Source organism: Bradyrhizobium sp. UFLA05-112 (genome assembly GCF_053572325.1).
The window spans coordinates 19517-37049 of record NZ_JBANBK010000015.1 but is presented as its reverse complement, the minus strand read 5'-3'; the positions used below and the strand labels follow the sequence as shown (position 1 = coordinate 37049).

Sequence of the window (17533 nt, the reverse complement as noted above, 5' to 3'; positions counted from 1 at the left end):
GATCAAGGATCGCCTCCAATGACCTCGCCCCTTCGACACCTGACGGAAGCCGGCTTCCTCGGAAAATGCTACATTGACGGAGAATGGCGGAAGCCGATCGGATCCGTCACGGCAGCAGCAACTGTCGTCAACCCGGCGACGGAGCAGCCGATCGCCGACGTCGCGCTCGGCGATGACGACGATGTGGACTGCGCAATCGCAGCCGCCAGACGAGCCTTCGCCGCCTGGTCCATGACACCGCCTGCCAAGAGAGCGGCGCTGCTCGACCGGGTTCATGGTTTGCTCCTCCAGCGGCTGGAGTTGTTCGCACAGGCTCTCACGTGCGAGATGGGAGCTGCGATCACCTACGCACGTCGCGCTCAGGTGCCGTTGGCCGCCGAACATATCCGCGTCGCCCGCGACAATCTCGCGAATTATCCGTTCATCGCCGCGCGCGGCAGCACCGCGATCATGCGCGAGGCCATCGGCGTCTGCGGGCTTATCACGCCATGGAACTGGCCTCTCTACCAGATCACAGCCAAGGTCGGACCCGCGCTCGCAGCGGGCTGCACCGTGGTGTTGAAGCCGAGCGAATTGTCGCCGCTGAGCGCCTTGCTGTTTGCCGAGCTGATGGACGATGCCGGTTGTCCGCCCGGCGTGTTCAATCTCGTCAATGGGACAGGACCGATCGTGGGCGCCGCTCTGGCGTCGCATCCAGAGGTCGACATGATCTCGATCACCGGTTCGACACGGGCCGGCGTTCTCGTCGCGCAAGCGGCGGCGCCCACCGTGAAGCGTGTTGCCCAGGAGCTTGGCGGCAAGTCGCCGAATATCATCTTGCCGAACGCCGATCTCAGCCGTGCTGTTCCGCTCGGCGTCGGCGCCGCCTTCCGCAATCTCGGTCAATCCTGCAGCGCACCAACGCGGATGCTCGTGTACCGTCCGCAGATGCATGAGGTCGAGAGCCTGGCGGCGGCGACCGCTTCGGAACTGGTGGTCGGCGATCCCCTTGCGGAAAGCACGACCCATGGCCCGATCGCCAACCGGCCGCAGTTCGAGCGCGTGCAGACCATGATCGGCGTCGGCCTGGAGGAAGGCGCCAAGCTCGTCATCGGCGGGCCGGGTCGGCCCGGCGACCTTCAGTTTGGCTTCTATGCGCGCCCGACCATCTTCTCGAACGTCCGTCGCGACATGAGGATCGCGCAGGAGGAGATCTTCGGCCCGGTGCTGTCGATCATCCCCTACGACACCGTAGACGACGCGATCGCGATCGCCAACGACACCGTCTACGGCCTCGGCGCCCATGTGCAGGGCACCGATATGGAGATGGTGCGGACCGTCGCCAGGCAGATCCAGTCGGGCCAAGTGCATCTCAACCATCCTGACTGGGACCCCAACGCACCCTTTGGCGGCTACAAGCGTTCCGGCAATGGCCGGGAATATGGCATCGAGGGCATGGAGGAATATCTCGAGACCAAGGCAGTTCTCGGGTTCTACCGGTAGCTCAATATCGGCTCCGAAAAGCACCCTGCTCGGTCGGGGCTTGAGCAGGTCGTGTCGCTCAAGCGCTCGAAAACCGAACAACTTGCGAAGTTCTGGATGATTTCAGCACTTTGTATCGTGCGCACGATGCGATGAAGAGCTGATCGGAATTTTGCTTCCGCACTCTTGGTTGCCGAGGTTCGTTGGAACATGTCGCCCCGCGTCGAGCGCATTCACAGCGATGAGCGTCTTCCGGCCGAGGCGGACGCCGTCGTCGTCGGCGGCGGCATTCTCGGCTCTACGGCCGCCTATTACCTGGCGAAGCGCGGCCTCTCTGTGGCGCTGCTCGAGAAAGGCCACGTCGCCTGTGAACAATCGAGCCGGAACTGGGGTTGGTGCCGCCAGCAGAACCGCGACCGGCGCGAACTGCCGCTCTCGGTGCTCTCCATGCGACTGTGGGACGAGCTCACGCGCGATATCAATCGGGACCTCGGATTTCGACGCTGCGGTCTCGTCTATGCGACCCACGACGAGGCTGTGCTCGCCGGCTGGGAAAAGTGGCGCGAGGTCGCCAGGGAGTACGACGTCGACACACGCGTGCTGAGCCGGGCGGAGGTGGCCGAGCGAGTCCCGGAAGCGCGCGATAAATGGGTTGGCGGGACCTATTCGGAGCGTGACGGCAAGGCCGAACCTGCGCTCGCTGCGCCGGCTATCGCCGAAGCGGCCAGAACCCTGGGCGCCACGATCCATCAGGGATGCGCCGCGCGGGCGCTCGACCTGGCCAATGGCAAGATTGCGGGCGTGCACACGGAGAGGGGCTACATCAGGACCAGCGCGGTGCTGTGCGCCGCCGGCGCCTGGTCCTCCCGCTTCCTTCGGCCGCTCGGGATCAGTTTCCCCCAGGCGAGCATCCGGCAGACTGCGCTGCGTTCCACCCCGACGATCAACATAGGTGAGGCGGTCTCCACACCCTACTGCACGATCACGCGCCGACTGGACGGCAGCTATACGCTTGCGATCAGCGGCAAGGCGAACCTCGAAATCACGCCCCAGGCGATCAGGTACAGCCGCGAATTCATGCCGCAGTTCTTGCGCCGCTTGAAGAATGTCAGGCTCGGCGTCGGCCGATCCTTCGTTTCGGGGCCGGATTCGATGCCGGCGCTTCTGACCAACGACGACCGGATATTCGAACAGAATCGCGTGCTGGATCCTCCGCCCTTGAAATGGCTGGTGAGCCAAGTGGTGGAGAGTGTCCGGAAAACCTTCCCCCAATTCGGCGAAATAAAGATCGATAGCGCCTGGGGCGGCTTCGTCGATTGCACGCCGGACGCAGTGCCTGTGGTGTCAAAGGTGGATGGGGTGGAAGGCCTCGTCCTTGCGGCGGGCTGCTCGGGTCACGGCTTCGGTCTGGGGCCGGGGCTCGGCCATCTGGCCGCAGAGCTTGTCGTCAACGACACGCCTTGCGTCGATCCCACACCGTTTCGGCTGTCGCGCCTGGTCGATGGCTCGAAGCTGGACATCTCCGCCATCTGAAGATCGAGCCGGAAGTCAGCAGTGCCGATGGAGCGTTTCCTCCCCAACTTGAGCCACTCCTTGGGAGTGGCTCTTTCTTTTTGCCGGCCGACGGTTCAAGAGGCAGACGTCACGTCCAGCGGACGAACGATCGCACCGGCGTTCATGATATCTGCCGGATCAAAGGCGGTCTTGATCCGGCGCATCGCAGCGATGCGGCCGACATCGCCATACCGCTCCAGAAGGTTCTTCTTGAAACGACCGACGCCGTGCTCTGCACTGAACGTGCCGCCGAGCGCCGCAGCCGTGTCGTAGAGTTGCAATGATAGGCTGCCTTCGATCCGCTTGGTGAACTCCAGCCGGTCGACATCGCGAGGAACGAGGACGTTGTAGTGCAGATTACCGTCGCCCACATGCCCGTAAACGGAGAGCTCAAGGTCGGCGTCATACGATCGCACCTGCGAGCCGGCCAGATCCAGGAAGCGCTGAATGGAGGAAAGCGGTACCGAGATATCGTGCTTGACCGATCCGTTCCGGCGCTTCTCGCCCTCGGGGATGGTCTCGCGGAGCCGCCACATCGCGGTCCGCTGCGATTCGCTCTGCGCCAGCAATGCATCTTCGATCCATCCGGACTCGATCGCCTCGGCCAGTACGGCTTCCATCAATTCGTCGAGATCGAGATGACGTGAGGAAGAGGCGAGCTCGACGAGGACGGCGCCTCCTGGGCCCGCTCCCAGGGATGGCGGGTCGGTCATTGCTTCGGTCGCGAGTGCGATCGATCGGGCCGCCATGAATTCGAAAGTGGTCAGCAGGTCCGCGGATTCGCGACGGACGAGGGCGAGAACCTCGGCGAGCGGCGCGACGCTCGCGAGCTTCAGCCATGCGGTTGCGCGGCGGGTCGGCAAGGGCGCAAGACGCAACACTGCGCCGGTGACGATGCCGAGAGTCCCCTCGCTTCCGACGAAGCACTGCTTGACGTCGTAGCCGGTATTGTTTTTCCGCAGCTTGCGCATGTCGGACACCACCGTGCCGTCCGCCAGCACCGCCTCGATCCCGAGCAGCAGATCGCGCGTCATCCCGTACCTGACCACCGACAGGCCGCCGGCGTTGGTGCCGATGTTGCCGCCGATTCGGCAACTGCCTTCCGCGCCGAGGCTGAGCGGGAACAGAAGTCCTGCCGCCGTCGCGGCGTCCTGTACGTTCTTCAGGATGACGCCGGCGTCGACAGAGATGCTCATGGAGACGGGATCGACTTCGCGAATCCTGTCCATCCGCTCAAGGCTCACGATGATTTGGCGTCCCGACGCGTCGGGCGTCGCACCGCCGCAGTAGCTGGTGTTGCCGCCCTGCGGAACGATTCCGATACCGTGATGCGCCGCCAGGCGCACTATGTCGGCGACCTGCTGCGTCGTCGCCGGCTTCAGCACGGCAAACGTTGTCCCCGTGAAGAGCCGGCGTTGGTCCGATGTGTAAGTGGCGATTCGCTCCGGGTCTTCAACGAAGCCTCCACTGCCCAGAAGGTCGCGAAAGGCTCGAACGTGTACTGACTGGGACATGCGCAGCTCCCGATTGGCATCGGGTCATTTTTGCGCATTTGTGCCGCATTGGTTGCCGTTGAGTGGTTCTTCCGAAGAAACCAATGCCAAATTATGGCGATTGTCGGCAGTTTACACCGCGCGCCGACCCACTTCATCGCGAGGCAAGTCCCGAACATCGCAAGGACTTGCAAGCAACCTCGCCGTTCGGGCTCGCGTCAATTGGTCGATGCCCGCAAGTGGCTTCGGCAGCCATGCCGAAGTGATGCTCGGTGCTCGCCTGTATTCTCGCGAGGACAACATGCTTCGCATCATCTCCGAGGTCGCGTCCCCGCCTGGCCGCTGCTCATGCCGATTAGACCGGGCGGCCGAGCTGTTCGGGATGATCCTCTCGCCGCGGTCGCATCCCGCCATAAAAATTCGCTATGGCGGCAGACCGCAGTCGTGCTTCCCCCGCGACCGGGCGTAAATCTATTTTTTACTGCCGGACGCAGCAAAAAATTCTAAGCGTCAGACCAAAAAGCCGGCGGACTTAGTGGGTGCACAAAAGTTGGCAGCAACGGAGCGGGGAAATGACGATTGATGTAAGCCGGCGGGGATTTTGCATCGGAACCGCCCTGATCGGACTTCAGGACATGTCCTCCCGTGCATTTGCTCGAACCGAGGACGGCACGGTCAAGCTCGGGCTCGTCGCGCCGATGAGCGGTCCGAATGCGCGGTACGGCGCGTTTTCGCTGCGCGGCGCCGAGATGGCGGCGAAAGAGATCAACGGCGCGGGCGGCGTGGGCGGGCGCAAGATCAAGGTCATGCCCGCGGACAGCCAGGGGACACCGGTCGAAGGTGTTTCGGCGACCCGGCGTCTGATCGATCAGGACCAGGTCGATTTCATCATTGGCGACGTTTCCAGCTCGGTTACGCTGGCCATGCAGCCGGTGGCCGAAGACGCTGGCGTCCTTCTCCTCAATGCGGCGTCGTCCAACCCGATGATCACCTACAAGGCGGGCGTCGGCGGCTTCAAATGGACCTATCGCAACTATCCGACGGACGAGAACCGGGCGCTGATCGTGCTCCAGTATGCCGCCGAGAAGAAGGGCTTCACCAAATACGCCGTTCTCTCGGTTGACACCGACTATGGGCGCGCGGCCATCGCCTTCACCAAGAAGTACCTGCCTCGCTTCAACAGCCAGATCCTGACTGAGGACTACTATAAGGAAGGTGAAGTCGACTTCCGCAGCGTGCTTTCCAAGATCCGCGATTCCGGCGCGCAGGCCATCATCATGTATGGCAACGCGGATTCGACTCCCATCGTAGGGCGCCAGATGATCGAAGTCGGGATCGCCGGCAAGATTCCGCTCGTCGGGAATGCCGAGTTCAATACGGCAAGCACCATCAAGGCGGCGCCGAAGGCGCTCGAAGGAGCCATCGAGGCTGCGGCCTGGCTTCCGGCGTTCGATTCCCCAAAGAGCAAGGCGTTCGTCGAGAAGTTCATCGCGGAGTACGGCGAGGCCCCCAACAATCACGCCTATGTGCATTGGGAGACGGTGCATCTGCTGGCCAAGGCGATCGAGCAAGCTCAAAGCATTGACCGTGAGAAGGTCCGGGCTGCACTCTCGGCAATTCACTATGACAGCGCGGTCGGCGAGGTGACCTTCGATGATCATAACCAGGCGCGCCTGCCCATGATCTTGCTGGAAGTCGAGAAGGGCAAGCCCGTGATCAAGGGCACCTTTGCAGGCGAGATCGACTATCCCAAATAGGCCCAAACGGAACGGTCAGGCGCATGTTCTACACGGTCGTCGAGCAGGTCATCAACGGAATCGTTTCCGGATCGGTCTATGCGATCGTTGCCGTCGGAATGACGATGATCTTCGGTGTGCTGCGGGCGATCAACTTCGCGCATGGCGAATACTACATGCTCGGCACCTTCGGGGCCTGGTTCGCCATCGACTATTTCGATCTGCCATATCCGGTCGCCGTCGTGATCGGCGTGGTCGCGACGGCGCTGATCGCTGTCGTCGTTGGCAATTTCGTGATGCAGCGGATCGTCGGAGCGCCGGCCGAAGCCGGGGTTCTTGCGACGCTCGGTGTCGCCTTGATCCTGCAAAATACGACCATTCTCGTCTTCGGCGGCAGCTACAAGTTCTTCTCGGGCGGCTATATCGAGCCGGTGAGCATCTTTGGATTCACACTGGCCGAGCAGCGGATCCTGATCCTGCTCGTCGGCCTGGTTGTGTTCGTCGGCCTCGAATTGATCGTCACCTATAGCCGCATGGGGAAGGCGATGCGCGCGGTGTCGCAGAACATCGAGTGCTGCGCCGTCGTCGGCATCGATGTTCGCCATATTGCGCTGTGGACCTTCATTCTCGGCGCCTCCCTTGCTGCTCTTTCGGGCGTTCTGACCGCGCCGGTGAACGTCAGTGTCTACGGCGGCATGGGCGAGCTCATCACGTTCAAGACGCTGCCCATTATCATCATGGGCGGGCTCGGTAACGTTCGCGGCACGTTCATCGCTGCGATGATCCTGGGTATCGCAGAAAGTCTGGTCGCGACCTATGTCGGCCTGCAGTTCCGGGACACCGTTGGGTTCGCCACCCTGATGCTCGTCTTGATGTGGCGTCCGCACGGGCTGTTCTCCGCCCAGGCGCGCTTCTAAGCGAGGTATCCAGAGTTGTCCGAGATCGCGCGAGGTCCGAACATGACACCAGCCGAGCTCCCATTGCCGACGACGGCGCGGGATCTTCGACTTCCGTTCGGTGTCGCGCTGATCGCGCTCGCCTGTATCGCACCGCTCTTTCTCGGAAACTATCCGCTGCACGCGCTGATCATCGCGCTGATCTTCCTGCTGCCCGCGCACGGCCTCAACCTGCTGCTCGGCTATACCGGGCTGCTCTCGCTCGCCCAGGCAGCATTCTTCGGCATCGGCGCCTATGCGTCCGCGCTGCTGGCGGTGCATTTCGGCACGCCGTTCTATGTGAACTTCCTGGCGGCCGGGATCGCCGCCGGCGCCATCGCGCTGCCGCTCGGCATTCCCGCACTTAGGCTGCGCGCCACATCCTTCGTGATGTGTACGCTGGGTTTCGTCATCATCGGTCAGGCCATTGCCAAGAACTGGATCAGCCTGACACGCGGCGACATGGGGCTCGCGGCCATTCCGAAACCTTATTTCGCGCTGGGGCCGGCCTCGTTCACGGTCTCTGGAACGGTGGGTTTCTATTATCTGGTCCTCGCCATCGCTGCGATTGCGACATTGGCTGTCTACCTCATCGTGCGGTCGCCGGCGGGCCGGAACATGATCGCCATTCGCGAGAACGAGACGCTGGCCGAGTCCGTCGGCATCCCGACTTGGCATTACAAGCTGCTGGTTTTCATGATCAGTGCCGCGTTTGCCGGCTTCGGTGGCAGCCTCTATGCGCATTACCTCACCGTGGTCAGCCCGCTCACCTTCCAGATGTACTATTCGACCACGATGCTGATCATCGTCCTCGGAGGAGGTGCCGGCACCATCTCAGGCGTCATCTTCGGCAGCCTGTTGTTCGTCGGCCTCACCGAAGCCCTTCGCGTTGCGCCCGAACTGCGCATGATCGCTTACGGCTTCTTCCTGTTCGGTCTCGTGTTCTGGTTCCCGAGTGGCTTCGCACCGCTGATCGGCCGCTTCTGGTCATTCCTGGAGAGGCGCAAATGACCGGCCTTCCCATCCTCGATATCTCCGGCCTCTGCAAATCCTACGGTGCCATCCGCGCGGTGGACGCCCTCGATCTCCATGTCGATCGCGGCGAGATCTGCGGGCTGATCGGTCCGAACGGCTCGGGCAAGTCGACCTTCTTCGATTGCGTGACCGGGCTTGCGAAACCCAACGGGGGAGCGGTGAAGCTCGATGGCCAGGACATCACGGGCTGGTCCTTGAACGACATCGCGCGCGAGGGCCGCATGCTGCGGTCTTTCCAGAAGACGGTCGTGTTCGGCGCGCTCGACATCGAGGAAAACCTCGTCATCGCGGGCCAGATGTTCACCTTTCCCGGCATCCTGTCGACGTTCGGGATCGGCGCGGCAGCCCGCAATCGCGTGGCGGCACTGCGGGAGCGGGCGCGGGAGCTGATTCAGATCGCGGGTCTGTGGGACGTGCGTTTCCAGCCCGCGGGCAAGCTGTCCGGCGGCCAGCAGAAGCTGATCCAGTTCGCCTCGATGCTCATGCCCGAGCCAAAGCTCATCCTGCTCGACGAGCCGATGGCCGGCATCAACCCCAAGCTCATCGAACGCGTCGTCGACAGCATCCGCCTTGCCAACACGTCTTTCGGCGTCAGCTTCCTGATCATCGAGCACAACATCGACGTGGTGACGAGCCTGTGTAGGCGCGTGGTCGTGCTCGACCAAGGGTGCAAGCTCGCGGAAGGCACGCCCGACGAGATTGTCCGGAACCAGGCGGTGCGGGAGGCCTATCTCGGTGGCTGAACCCTCTCTTTCGATCAAGGGACTGCGCGCGGGTTACGGCTTGCTCGACATCCTCAACGGCGTGGATCTCGACGTGCCCCAAGGCCAGTTCGTCGCCCTGATGGGACCGAACGGCGCCGGCAAGTCGACGCTGCTCAAGACGCTCTATGGCATGACGACGATCAAGGGCGGCAGCATCAACTGGCAGGGCAAGGACATCAGCGCCTACAAGTCCCGCGCGATTCTCGCCGAAGGCATCTCCTGGGTCCCGCAGGGACGCTGCAATTTCTCGCTCATGACGGTCGACGAGAATCTCCAGATGGCCGCCTACACTTTGCGCGATGCCAAAGTGAAGGCGGAGCGGGATTATGTCTACGACCTGTTTCCGATCCTGAAGACGCGCCGCAATACGCTGGCGGGAAACATGTCCGGTGGCGAGCAGCAATTGCTCGAGGTCGCGATGGCGGTGCTGCAGCGACCCAAGATCCTGCTGGTCGACGAGCCGTCGGTCGGGTTGTCGCCCACGGCCATCGGGAACGTCTTCGATGAGCTGCTGCGCATCAATGCTGCCGGCCAGACCATTCTGCTCGTCGAGCAGAACACCAAAAAGGCCATGGCGGTCGCCCAACGCGCCGTCATCCTCCGCCTCGGCAAGGTAATCTGGGACGGCCGGCCCGCGGATATCACGCACGACGAGTTGGGCGAATTGTTCCTGACCGGCCGCATGCGCGACGAAACCGACGTCGAACACTGACGTCATCTGCAACGCGAAGGACCACCAAAGTGACGATTTTCGTGCCCGCCGCGCGGGTCTCCCGCATCAAGATCTCACCGACCACCGCGGCGTCCGCGCGCGTTCGTGAACTGAAGGCAGCAGGTCGTGACATCATCGACATGGCGATCGGGGAGCCTGACTTCGACACCCCTGATAACGTCAAGGCCGCAGCGCACGATGCGATTGATCGCGGAGAGACGAAATATACCGCGGTGAACGGCACCGTCGCCCTGCGCAAGGCGATCATCGGCGATTACAAGCGGCGCCTTGGGCTCGACTATGCCGACAATGAGATTTGCGTCGGCGGCGGCGCCAAGCAGATTCTGTTCCTGGCGCTGATGGCAAGCGTGGAAGAGGGGACGGAGGTCATCATCCCGGCGCCGTACTGGGTGTCCTATCCCGACATGGTCATCGCCAACGACGGCAAGCCCGTCATCGTGCGCTGCTCCGAGAACCAGGGGTTCAAGCTGACGGCCGATGCGCTCGAGGCCGCCATTACGCCGCGGACGCGGTGGCTAATCCTCAATGCGCCGTCGAACCCGACGGGCGCGGCCTATTTGCGATCGGACCTGGAGGCGCTGGGCGCTGTTCTGCTGCGGCATCCCAACGTGCTCGTGCTATCCGACGATATCTACGACCAGATCTGGTATCGCGACGTACCCGCAACCACGCTGGCGGCCGCCGTGCCGGCATTGAAGGAGCGCATTCTCCTCACCAACGGCGTTTCCAAGACGTACGCGATGACCGGCTGGCGGATCGGCTATGCGGCGGGTCCTGCGCCGCTGGTTGCCGCAATCAACAAGCTGCAATCGCAGATGTCGTCATGTCCGTCGTCGATCAGTCAGGCCGCCGCAGCTCATGCGCTCACCAGCGATCAATCCTTCGTTCGCGAGAGCGTCAAGCTCTACAAGGAGCGGCGCGACTACGCCTGTGCGCGGCTGAACGCGATATCAGGCCTGTCGTGCCTCGTCCCGGATGGGGCTTTCTATCTTTACCCGGGCTGCGCCGGCGTGATCGGCAAGACGACGCCGGGCGGAAAGGTCATCGAGAACGATCTCGATTTCGTGCTGTACCTGCTCGATGACGTCGGTGTCGCTGCCGTGCAGGGTGCAGCCTACGGATTGTCACCCTATTTCCGCCTGTCGATCGCGACCTCGATGGAGGCGATCAAGGAAGCCTGCGACCGCATCGGGAAGGCCTGTAAGGCGCTACGCTGAACGCCTGGGGTCTTGCAAAGAATCTCATTGAAATCAACGACCTAGATAGAGGATATTGCCAACCCAGGTACATCGAGGGGCAGCGTTCCGCACACATGAGCGTCGATTTCAGGAAGCTGAAGAGCTTTGTCAAAGTCGTCGACGCCGGCAGCGTTTCGCGGGCGGCCGGTCTGTTGCGGACGGCGCAGCCCGCGCTCTCGCAGCAGATCGCCGCTCTCGAGAGTCATTTCAAGCACAAGCTGCTGCTGCGCAGCAATCAGGGCATCGTCCCGACCGAAGCCGGCCTCATTCTCTATCGTCATGCCCAACTTCTGCTGAAGCAGATCGAGCAGGCGCAGATCGACATCGATCAATCGACCAAGGCGCTGGCCGGACGCGTGTCGATCGGGCTTGCCACCTATTCGGCCTCCAGCACGCTGTCGCTGCCGCTGCTCAAGGAGATGTCCAGGCTCCATCCCCAGATCATCGTCCACATCAACGACAGTTTCGGCCACGTGCTGAGCGAGCTCATCATGACCGGCAAGATGGACATGGCCATGATCTACGGGTCCGGTCCGATCAAGGGCGTGAAACTCCAGCCGCTGTTCCGGGAGGAGCTGTATCTGGTGTCGCGCGCGGATCCGGCCGCGAAGAAATCCGTGGATGAGCCGCTCCAGCTTTCCGCGCTTGCCGACGTCAAGCTTCTGCTGCCGAGCCAGGGGCATTTTCTGCGCCGGCTGATCGATGAATCCCTGGCGCGGGCAAGGGTGACACCAAACGTCGTGTCTGAGATCGAGTCCGTCTCCGCGCTGGGCGCGGCGGTCACGGAGGGGCTCGGCTCCACCATCTTGCCGGCATCCGTCGCAGCGAGCGCATCGAGCTTTGCGGGTGTCGAAGTCCGGCGGCTCGTCCGCCCGGCGATTGAGGCCACCGTTTCGCTGTGCGTGTCCGATCATTTGCCGCTGTCGGAGCCGGCGCTTGCCACGCGAGCGGTGCTTCTGACCGTGGTCGAGAAGCTGATGCGAAACCATCCGCAGGGCATTCGGGCGGTCTAGCCTCAAATCCGGATCACTTCGAGGACGCGAGCACCACGTGCTTAAGGCGAATGTGCTTGCGTCCTTGAAGCCATAAACAAAACCTATGGCGGCAGACCGGAGTTGTGGTGGCCGGCCAAGGGCACATTTCCTACCCTCGAAATACGTGGAATCCGCAATCTCGACTCCATGCTTTGACCGTGCGTCGGCAGGGAAAATTCGACGGACCAGCGTCGTCTTGATGACGATCGCTTCGAGGAAAAAGATGGCTAAGCTTGGATTCGATACCGGTGGAACCTTCACCGATTTCGCGCTTCTCGACGACACCGGCGAATTGCATCTGCACAAGGTCCTGAGCACCCCGAACAACCCGGCCGAGGCCGTGGTTCGTGGTGTGTCCGAGCTGCTCGAGCAGTTCGGTGACGTTGTCGACCTCGACAAGCTCCAGGTGTTAGGCGCAACCACCGTCGTTACCAACGCAGTGCTCGAACGCAAGGGCGTCAAGACCGGCTTCATCTCGACATCCGGTTTTCAGGACATGCTGCGCATCCGCAATGAAGGACGTTACGATCTCTACGATCTGAACCTCAAATATCCGGATCCGCTGGTGACGCGCGCCGACAGTTATGGTGCGGTCGAGCGCATCTCGGCCGATGGCGACATCGTGACGGCGCTGAAGGAGGAAACGGTTCGCGAGATTGCCGGCCGGCTGCGCGACGACGGCATCAAGTCCGTCGCCGTCTGCCTGCTCCACGCCTACAAATATCCGACTCACGAGCAGCGCATCGCGGCGCTCTTGCGGGAAGAGAATCCCGACATCTTCGTCTCGCTGTCCTCCGAGGTGTGCCCGGAAGTTCGCGAGTTCGACCGCGCTTCGACCACGGTGGTCAACGCCTATACGCGCCCGCAGATGTCGGGCCACGTCGCGCATCTCGAGCGCGAATTCGCCGCCAAAGGCATTAATCGCCAGGTCCTGTGGATGACCTCGTCCGGTGGCCTCGTGCCGAGCCGCCGCGCCGCCGAGCTGCCCGTGCGCCTGATTGAATCGGGACCGGCGGCGGGCGCCGTCGCAGCGGCCGAGTTCGGCCGCATCGCGGGCGAGGGCAGCGTGCTGTCCTTCGACATGGGCGGCACCACTGCCAAGCTGTGCCTGATTCCAAATGGCGAGCCGACGGTCGGCACCGACCTCGAAGTCGCGCATTATCATCGTTTTCGCAAGGGCTCCGGCTTTCCACTAAAGATCCAGTCGATCCGCATGATCGAGATCGGTGCCGGCGGCGGCTCGATCGCCGCCAAGAACCCACTCGGCCTGCTCGATGTCGGACCGCGCTCGGCCGGCGCGCTTCCGGGCCCCGCTGCCTATCAGCGCGGCGGCACCGAGCCGACGGTGACCGACGCCGACATTCTGCTCGGCTATATGGGGACCGAATCCTTCGTCGGCGGCTCCTTCAAGGTGTCCAAGGATGCGGCCGAGGCGGCAATGGCCAAGCTCGCGGCTTCCCTCGACGTCAGCGTGCCGCGTTGCGCGTGGGGCATCCACGACCTCGTCAACGAGTCCATGAGCAAGGCGGCCGCGGTACATGCGACCGATCTCGGCGTCGATCCGCGCAGCCTGCCGATGGTGGCTTTCGGCGGTGCGGGTCCGGTGCACGCCTATGGCATCGCGCGCAAGCTTGGCATCAAGCGCGTGATCTGCCCGACCGGCGCCGGCGTCACATCGGCGATCGGGCTGCTCATCGCGCCGGTCGCGGTCGATCTGTCGGCAAGCTTTCCGATGAGGGTCGACAACTGGGATTTCGCCACCATGGATCGCCTGCTCGGCGACCTTGCGGCGCAGGGCGCAGAAGTCGTCATCGCAGCCGGTGTCGCACCGGAGACGATCACCAACACCTACACGGTCGACATGCGCCACGTCGGCCAGGGGCACGAGATCACGGTCGCCTTGCCGGATCGCAATCTTCCCGCAAAGCAATTCCTGGAGCAGCTGCTCGCCAATTTTTACAAGCTGTACCGCGAGCTGTTCGGCCGCACCGTTGCCGGTTCGTCGGTCGAGGTCATCACCTGGCGCCTGCGCTCCAGCGGCGAGAAGGATCAGGTCACGCGTCCGCACAGCAGGGAAGCTGCCCAGGCCAAGAACGGCTCGCGCCCGGTGTATTTCAACGAGCTCGGCGGGTACGCCGAGACGGCGGTCTACGACCACTACAAATTGCCTGTCGGCGAGGAAATCGAGGGACCGGCCATCGTCGAGCAGCGCGAGTCCACCGCGGTCGTCGGACCGAGCGGCAGGGCTCACGTCGATGCCCACGGCAATCTCGTCATCAACATCGCCTAGAGGAAGCCGCGCATGTCCGTGAATGCAGCCGATTTCAACGATCCGATCAACCTTCAAGTGATGTGGAATCGCCTGATCTTCATCGCCGACCAGGCCGACATCGTTCTCGGGCGCACGGCGTTCTCGCCGATCGTGCGCGAGAACCACGATTATGTGACCGTGCTGCTCGACAGCCGCGGCCGCGCGCTCGCCCAGTGCACCTGGTCTATCCCGGTGTTCATCACGTCGCTGCCGATGGCCGCGCAAAAATACTTTCTGCCGAAGTTTCCACCGGAAAGCCTGCAGGAGGGCGACGTCCTCGCCACCAACGATCCCGAGATCGGCACGGGTCATCTCCCCGACGTGACCATGATCACGCCGATATTCAGGAAGGGCAAGATCGTGGCCTATGCGGGCTCGATCGCCCATCTGCCCGATGTCGGCGGCCGCCCGTTGCACTCCGAGGCCAGCGACATCTTCGAGGAAGGCATTCGCTTTCCCATCGTGAAGCTGCACAAAGCAGGCGTTCTCAACAAGGACGTGCTGGATATCATCGCTGCGTCCGTTCGCCTCCCGACCGAAGTGATGGGCGACCTCGAATCCATGGTTGCTGCCAACAACGTCATGGGACGCGAGCTCGTGAAGTTCCTGGACGAGTATGATCTCGATGGCATCGACGAGCTCGCGGACGCCATCCATACGCGATCCGAAGCGCAGACGCGCAAGGCCATCAGGCAATGGCCGAACGGGACGTACTCAGCGGAAGTTCTGCTCGACGGGTACGACGCAGATGTGAAGCTCAAGGCGTCGGTTATCGTCCGCGACGACTCCATTCACGTCGACTATGCCGGCACCTCGGATCAGATCCTTCATTCGATCAATTGTCGCACCAACTATCGCTACGCCCATTCCGTCTATGCGCTGAAGTGCCTGCTCGACCCCGATACGCCCAACAACGAGGGCTGCATCACGCCGATCACCGATGAAGCCCCGCTCGGCTCCATCCTCAACCCGGAGCAGTGGACCGCCGGAAATTCGCGAAACCTGATCGGCCATGTGATTCCGTCGCTGATCTTCAAGGCGCTGGAGGGTGTCGTGCCTGGTCTCGTGATGGGCGATAGCGGCGGCGCGCCGATCTGGGCTGCGAACTGCGTCGGTCAGCGCGACGACGGCTCGCAATACAGCTCCGTCCAGAATTTTCACGGCGGACAGGGAGCTCGTGCCGCGTACGATGGTCTCGACACCCTGAGCTTTCCGTCCAACTGCAAGGTGACGGCGGTCGAAATGTTCGAAATTGCCGTGCCGGTGCTCACAGAATGCAAGGAGCTGATTCCGGATTCCGGCGGCGCGGGCAAGAGTCGTGGTGGCCTCGGCCAGCGCGTCGTGCTGCGCAACCGCGGACGTAATCCAATGAGCATTTATCTCGCTTCCGAGCGGGTGCGTCATCCCTGCTTCGGCGTCGTGGGCGGCCAATCCGGCAGCGCCGGCAAGGTGACCAGGAACGGCGAACCGCAGTTCCCCAAGGGCAAGGTCGTTCTCAGGACCGGCGATCGGCTGGAGGTCGAGACGCCCGGTGGCGGCGGATGGGGACAAACCAGTGAGCGTAGCCCTGCAGCGGTCGAACTCGATCTGGCCGAAGGGTTGATTACGCCAGCGGCAGCGAGGCAGACTTACGGCTATCGACGCTCAAGTCTGGCGGCGACCGCTGCCGAATAGAGGTACGGAATGGGCCTGCTCGACGGAAAGATCGCGCTCGTCACGGGCGCAGGGACGGGAATCGGCCGAGAGACCGCGATCCTCCTGGCCCAGGAGGGCGCGACGGTCGTCCTGACTGGCCGCCGGATCGCGCCGCTGGAGGAGGTTGTCGCGGCGATCGAGAAAGCAGGCGGCAAGGCCGTTGCCCGTGCGCTCGATGTCGCCTCACGGGAGGCGATCCTGGAGACGGTCGGCTGGGTCAAGAACAATCTCGGATCGGTCGACATCCTCGTGAACAACGCGGGCAGTGCCAGCAAGGTGCTGAACGCGCGCTTCATCAGCGAGGTCGAGTGGAACGCCACGGTGAACGTCAATCTCACCGCGGTGTTCAACCTGACCCAGGCCGTGCTGGAGGACATGATCGCCAGGAGGGAGGGTACGATCATCACCGTCTCCTCGTTGGCGGTCGTCAACCCGAACCTGCTTGGTGGTGCCGCTTACGGTGCGGCCAAGGCCGGCGTTAAGAACTTCATGACCTTCCTGCACAACACCTATCGCAACCAGGGCATTCGCGCGACGACGATCCTGCCGGGAGAGACCGACACGCCGATCATGAATAATCGCGCGCGACCGCCGGCGGATAGCGAACGTGCTGTGATGCTCAATCCGCACGACGTCGCGCGCGCGGTGCTGCTCTGCGCCAGCCTGCAAAAGGGCGCCGTGATCCCCGAACTGCACATCTGCCCGACCTTCATGCGCGATACCTCCGCAGACATCGAGACGGCCCGGTGGGTCGGTGCGCCGGAAGGCCTGAAAGACCAGCCGAAGCGTTAGAAAGGATCTCCCATGAACGGCGCCAAACTGCGCGAGCGTCTTGCCAAGGGCGAGGCGGTCACCATGCTCACGCCCCACCATGCTTCGTCGGGACTGGCGGTGCGCCTGGTCGAGCTTGGCGCAGATGCCATCTTCGTCGATTGCGAGCACGGTACCTGGAGCTTCGAGGATGTGCGCGCCGCCGCGCAGGCCATTCGCGGGGCGGGTGGAGCGGCCATCGTTCGCCCGCACTCCCACGAGCGGCCACTCCTGATCCGCTATCTCAACGCCGGCGCCGACGGTCTCATGGTTCCTATGGTGGATACCGCAGACCAGGCGCGCGCCATCGTCGACGCCGTCCGCTACGCCTGTCCCGCCGACCATGAGAAGCGATTGATCATCGCGATGATCGAGACGCCGAAAGCGATCGATGACATCGATGAGCTGCTCGCGGTGGATGGGATCGACGTGTTCTTCATCGGACCCGGCGATCTGTCCCAGAACATGGGATATCCGCCGGCGCCTCCGTTCGGCCAGTCCCGGCCCCAAGCTGTGATCGAGCGCGTGGGATTTGCCGTGAAGAAGATTCGCGCCGCAGGCAAGATCGCGGGCACGCTGGTGACCTCCGACGAGCTGCCGTCCTGGCTGGAGCAGGGCGTGCGGTATTTCTACATTCATTCCGATCCGTTCCTTCGCGTCGGCCTTGCCGGCGTGAAGAAGCTGCTCGGCCGATAGCCGCGTCCATCGCCGCGCTGAAGAAGGTCTCCCTTGCC

General features: G+C 63.0%; 14 protein-coding genes. 13 read left to right on the top strand and 1 reads right to left on the bottom strand.

Features of this window, described 5'->3' with window-relative positions; all coding sequences use genetic code 11:
- The first annotated feature begins 18 nt into the window (after positions 1-18).
- Both SO180_RS11515 and SO180_RS11510 read left to right on the top strand, forming a co-directional pair.
- Positions 19-1482, top strand: a complete 1464-nt coding sequence (locus SO180_RS11515) for an aldehyde dehydrogenase family protein (protein ID WP_449378934.1) — start codon at positions 19-21, stop codon at positions 1480-1482.
- Between the two features lie 189 nt (positions 1483-1671).
- Positions 1672-2994: an NAD(P)/FAD-dependent oxidoreductase gene (locus tag SO180_RS11510; protein ID WP_449378933.1), complete on the top strand. Its 1323-nt coding sequence runs from the start codon at positions 1672-1674 to the stop codon at positions 2992-2994.
- Between the two features lie 95 nt (positions 2995-3089).
- Here the strand turns inward: SO180_RS11510 and SO180_RS11505 are convergent, their stop codons facing one another.
- Positions 3090-4529 carry an FAD-binding oxidoreductase gene (locus SO180_RS11505; protein WP_449378932.1) on the bottom strand — a complete coding sequence of 480 codons (1440 nt, stop codon included), beginning with the start codon at positions 4527-4529 and terminating at the stop codon, positions 3090-3092.
- A gap of 551 nt (positions 4530-5080) precedes the next feature.
- On the opposite strand from SO180_RS11505, the gene SO180_RS11500 reads away from it, so the two are divergent.
- From SO180_RS11500 to SO180_RS11450, 11 genes are all read left to right on the top strand, one after another.
- On the top strand, positions 5081-6265 hold the full coding sequence (locus tag SO180_RS11500; protein WP_449378931.1) for an ABC transporter substrate-binding protein: 1185 nt from the start codon (positions 5081-5083) through the stop codon (positions 6263-6265).
- A 23-nt stretch (positions 6266-6288) separates the two neighbouring features.
- On the top strand, positions 6289-7161 hold the full coding sequence (locus SO180_RS11495) for a branched-chain amino acid ABC transporter permease (protein WP_449378930.1): 873 nt from the start codon (positions 6289-6291) through the stop codon (positions 7159-7161).
- A 42-nt stretch (positions 7162-7203) separates the two neighbouring features.
- Entirely contained in the window at positions 7204-8190 is a 987-nt protein-coding gene (locus SO180_RS11490; RefSeq protein WP_449378929.1) for a branched-chain amino acid ABC transporter permease, read from the top strand.
- A complete protein-coding gene (locus SO180_RS11485) occupies positions 8187-8957 on the top strand; it encodes an ABC transporter ATP-binding protein (RefSeq protein ID WP_449378928.1) in 771 nt (256 codons plus the stop codon). The genes SO180_RS11490 and SO180_RS11485 overlap by 4 nt, the downstream gene beginning before the upstream one ends.
- On the top strand, positions 8950-9690 hold the full coding sequence (locus tag SO180_RS11480) for a branched-chain amino acid ABC transporter ATP-binding protein (RefSeq protein ID WP_449378927.1): 741 nt from the start codon (positions 8950-8952) through the stop codon (positions 9688-9690). Before SO180_RS11485 ends, SO180_RS11480 begins: the two co-directional genes overlap by 8 nt.
- Before the next feature lie 29 nt (positions 9691-9719).
- Positions 9720-10928 carry an aspartate transaminase gene (locus SO180_RS11475; protein WP_449378926.1) on the top strand — a complete coding sequence of 403 codons (1209 nt, stop codon included), beginning with the start codon at positions 9720-9722 and terminating at the stop codon, positions 10926-10928.
- Between the two features lie 95 nt (positions 10929-11023).
- Entirely contained in the window at positions 11024-11962 is a 939-nt protein-coding gene (gene nac, locus SO180_RS11470; RefSeq protein WP_449378925.1) for a nitrogen assimilation transcriptional regulator NAC, read from the top strand.
- A 244-nt stretch (positions 11963-12206) separates the two neighbouring features.
- Positions 12207-14273 (top strand): hydantoinase/oxoprolinase family protein, encoded by a 2067-nt coding sequence (locus tag SO180_RS11465; RefSeq protein WP_449378924.1) that lies wholly within the window; start codon positions 12207-12209, stop codon positions 14271-14273.
- A 12-nt stretch (positions 14274-14285) separates the two neighbouring features.
- Complete coding sequence (locus tag SO180_RS11460) at positions 14286-15968, top strand: hydantoinase B/oxoprolinase family protein (protein ID WP_449378923.1); 1683 nt, start codon at positions 14286-14288, stop codon at positions 15966-15968.
- Positions 15969-15977: 9 nt separating this feature from the next.
- A complete protein-coding gene (locus SO180_RS11455) occupies positions 15978-16781 on the top strand; it encodes an SDR family NAD(P)-dependent oxidoreductase (RefSeq protein ID WP_449378922.1) in 804 nt (267 codons plus the stop codon).
- Between the two features lie 12 nt (positions 16782-16793).
- On the top strand, positions 16794-17495 hold the full coding sequence (locus tag SO180_RS11450; protein ID WP_449378921.1) for an HpcH/HpaI aldolase family protein: 702 nt from the start codon (positions 16794-16796) through the stop codon (positions 17493-17495).
- Positions 17496-17533: the final 38 nt, after the last annotated feature.

Bases quoted from the DNA above. Each gene is read 5' to 3' on its own strand.
- nac (WP_449378925.1), top strand. From the start codon at position 11,024: ATGAGCGTCGATTTCAGGAAGCTGAAGAGCTTTGTCAAAGTCGTCGAC.
- SO180_RS11455 (WP_449378922.1), top strand. From the start codon at position 15,978: ATGGGCCTGCTCGACGGAAAGATCGCGCTCGTCACGGGCGCAGGGACG.
- SO180_RS11460 (WP_449378923.1), top strand. From the start codon at position 14,286: ATGTCCGTGAATGCAGCCGATTTCAACGATCCGATCAACCTTCAAGTG.
- SO180_RS11495 (WP_449378930.1), top strand. From the start codon at position 6,289: ATGTTCTACACGGTCGTCGAGCAGGTCATCAACGGAATCGTTTCCGGA.
- SO180_RS11490 (WP_449378929.1), top strand. From the start codon at position 7,204: ATGACACCAGCCGAGCTCCCATTGCCGACGACGGCGCGGGATCTTCGA.
- SO180_RS11510 (WP_449378933.1), top strand. From the start codon at position 1,672: ATGTCGCCCCGCGTCGAGCGCATTCACAGCGATGAGCGTCTTCCGGCC.
- SO180_RS11465 (WP_449378924.1), top strand. From the start codon at position 12,207: ATGGCTAAGCTTGGATTCGATACCGGTGGAACCTTCACCGATTTCGCG.
- SO180_RS11485 (WP_449378928.1), top strand. From the start codon at position 8,187: ATGACCGGCCTTCCCATCCTCGATATCTCCGGCCTCTGCAAATCCTAC.
- SO180_RS11505 (WP_449378932.1), bottom strand. From the start codon at position 4,529: ATGTCCCAGTCAGTACACGTTCGAGCCTTTCGCGACCTTCTGGGCAGT.
- SO180_RS11515 (WP_449378934.1), top strand. From the start codon at position 19: ATGACCTCGCCCCTTCGACACCTGACGGAAGCCGGCTTCCTCGGAAAA.
- SO180_RS11450 (WP_449378921.1), top strand. From the start codon at position 16,794: ATGAACGGCGCCAAACTGCGCGAGCGTCTTGCCAAGGGCGAGGCGGTC.
- SO180_RS11500 (WP_449378931.1), top strand. From the start codon at position 5,081: ATGACGATTGATGTAAGCCGGCGGGGATTTTGCATCGGAACCGCCCTG.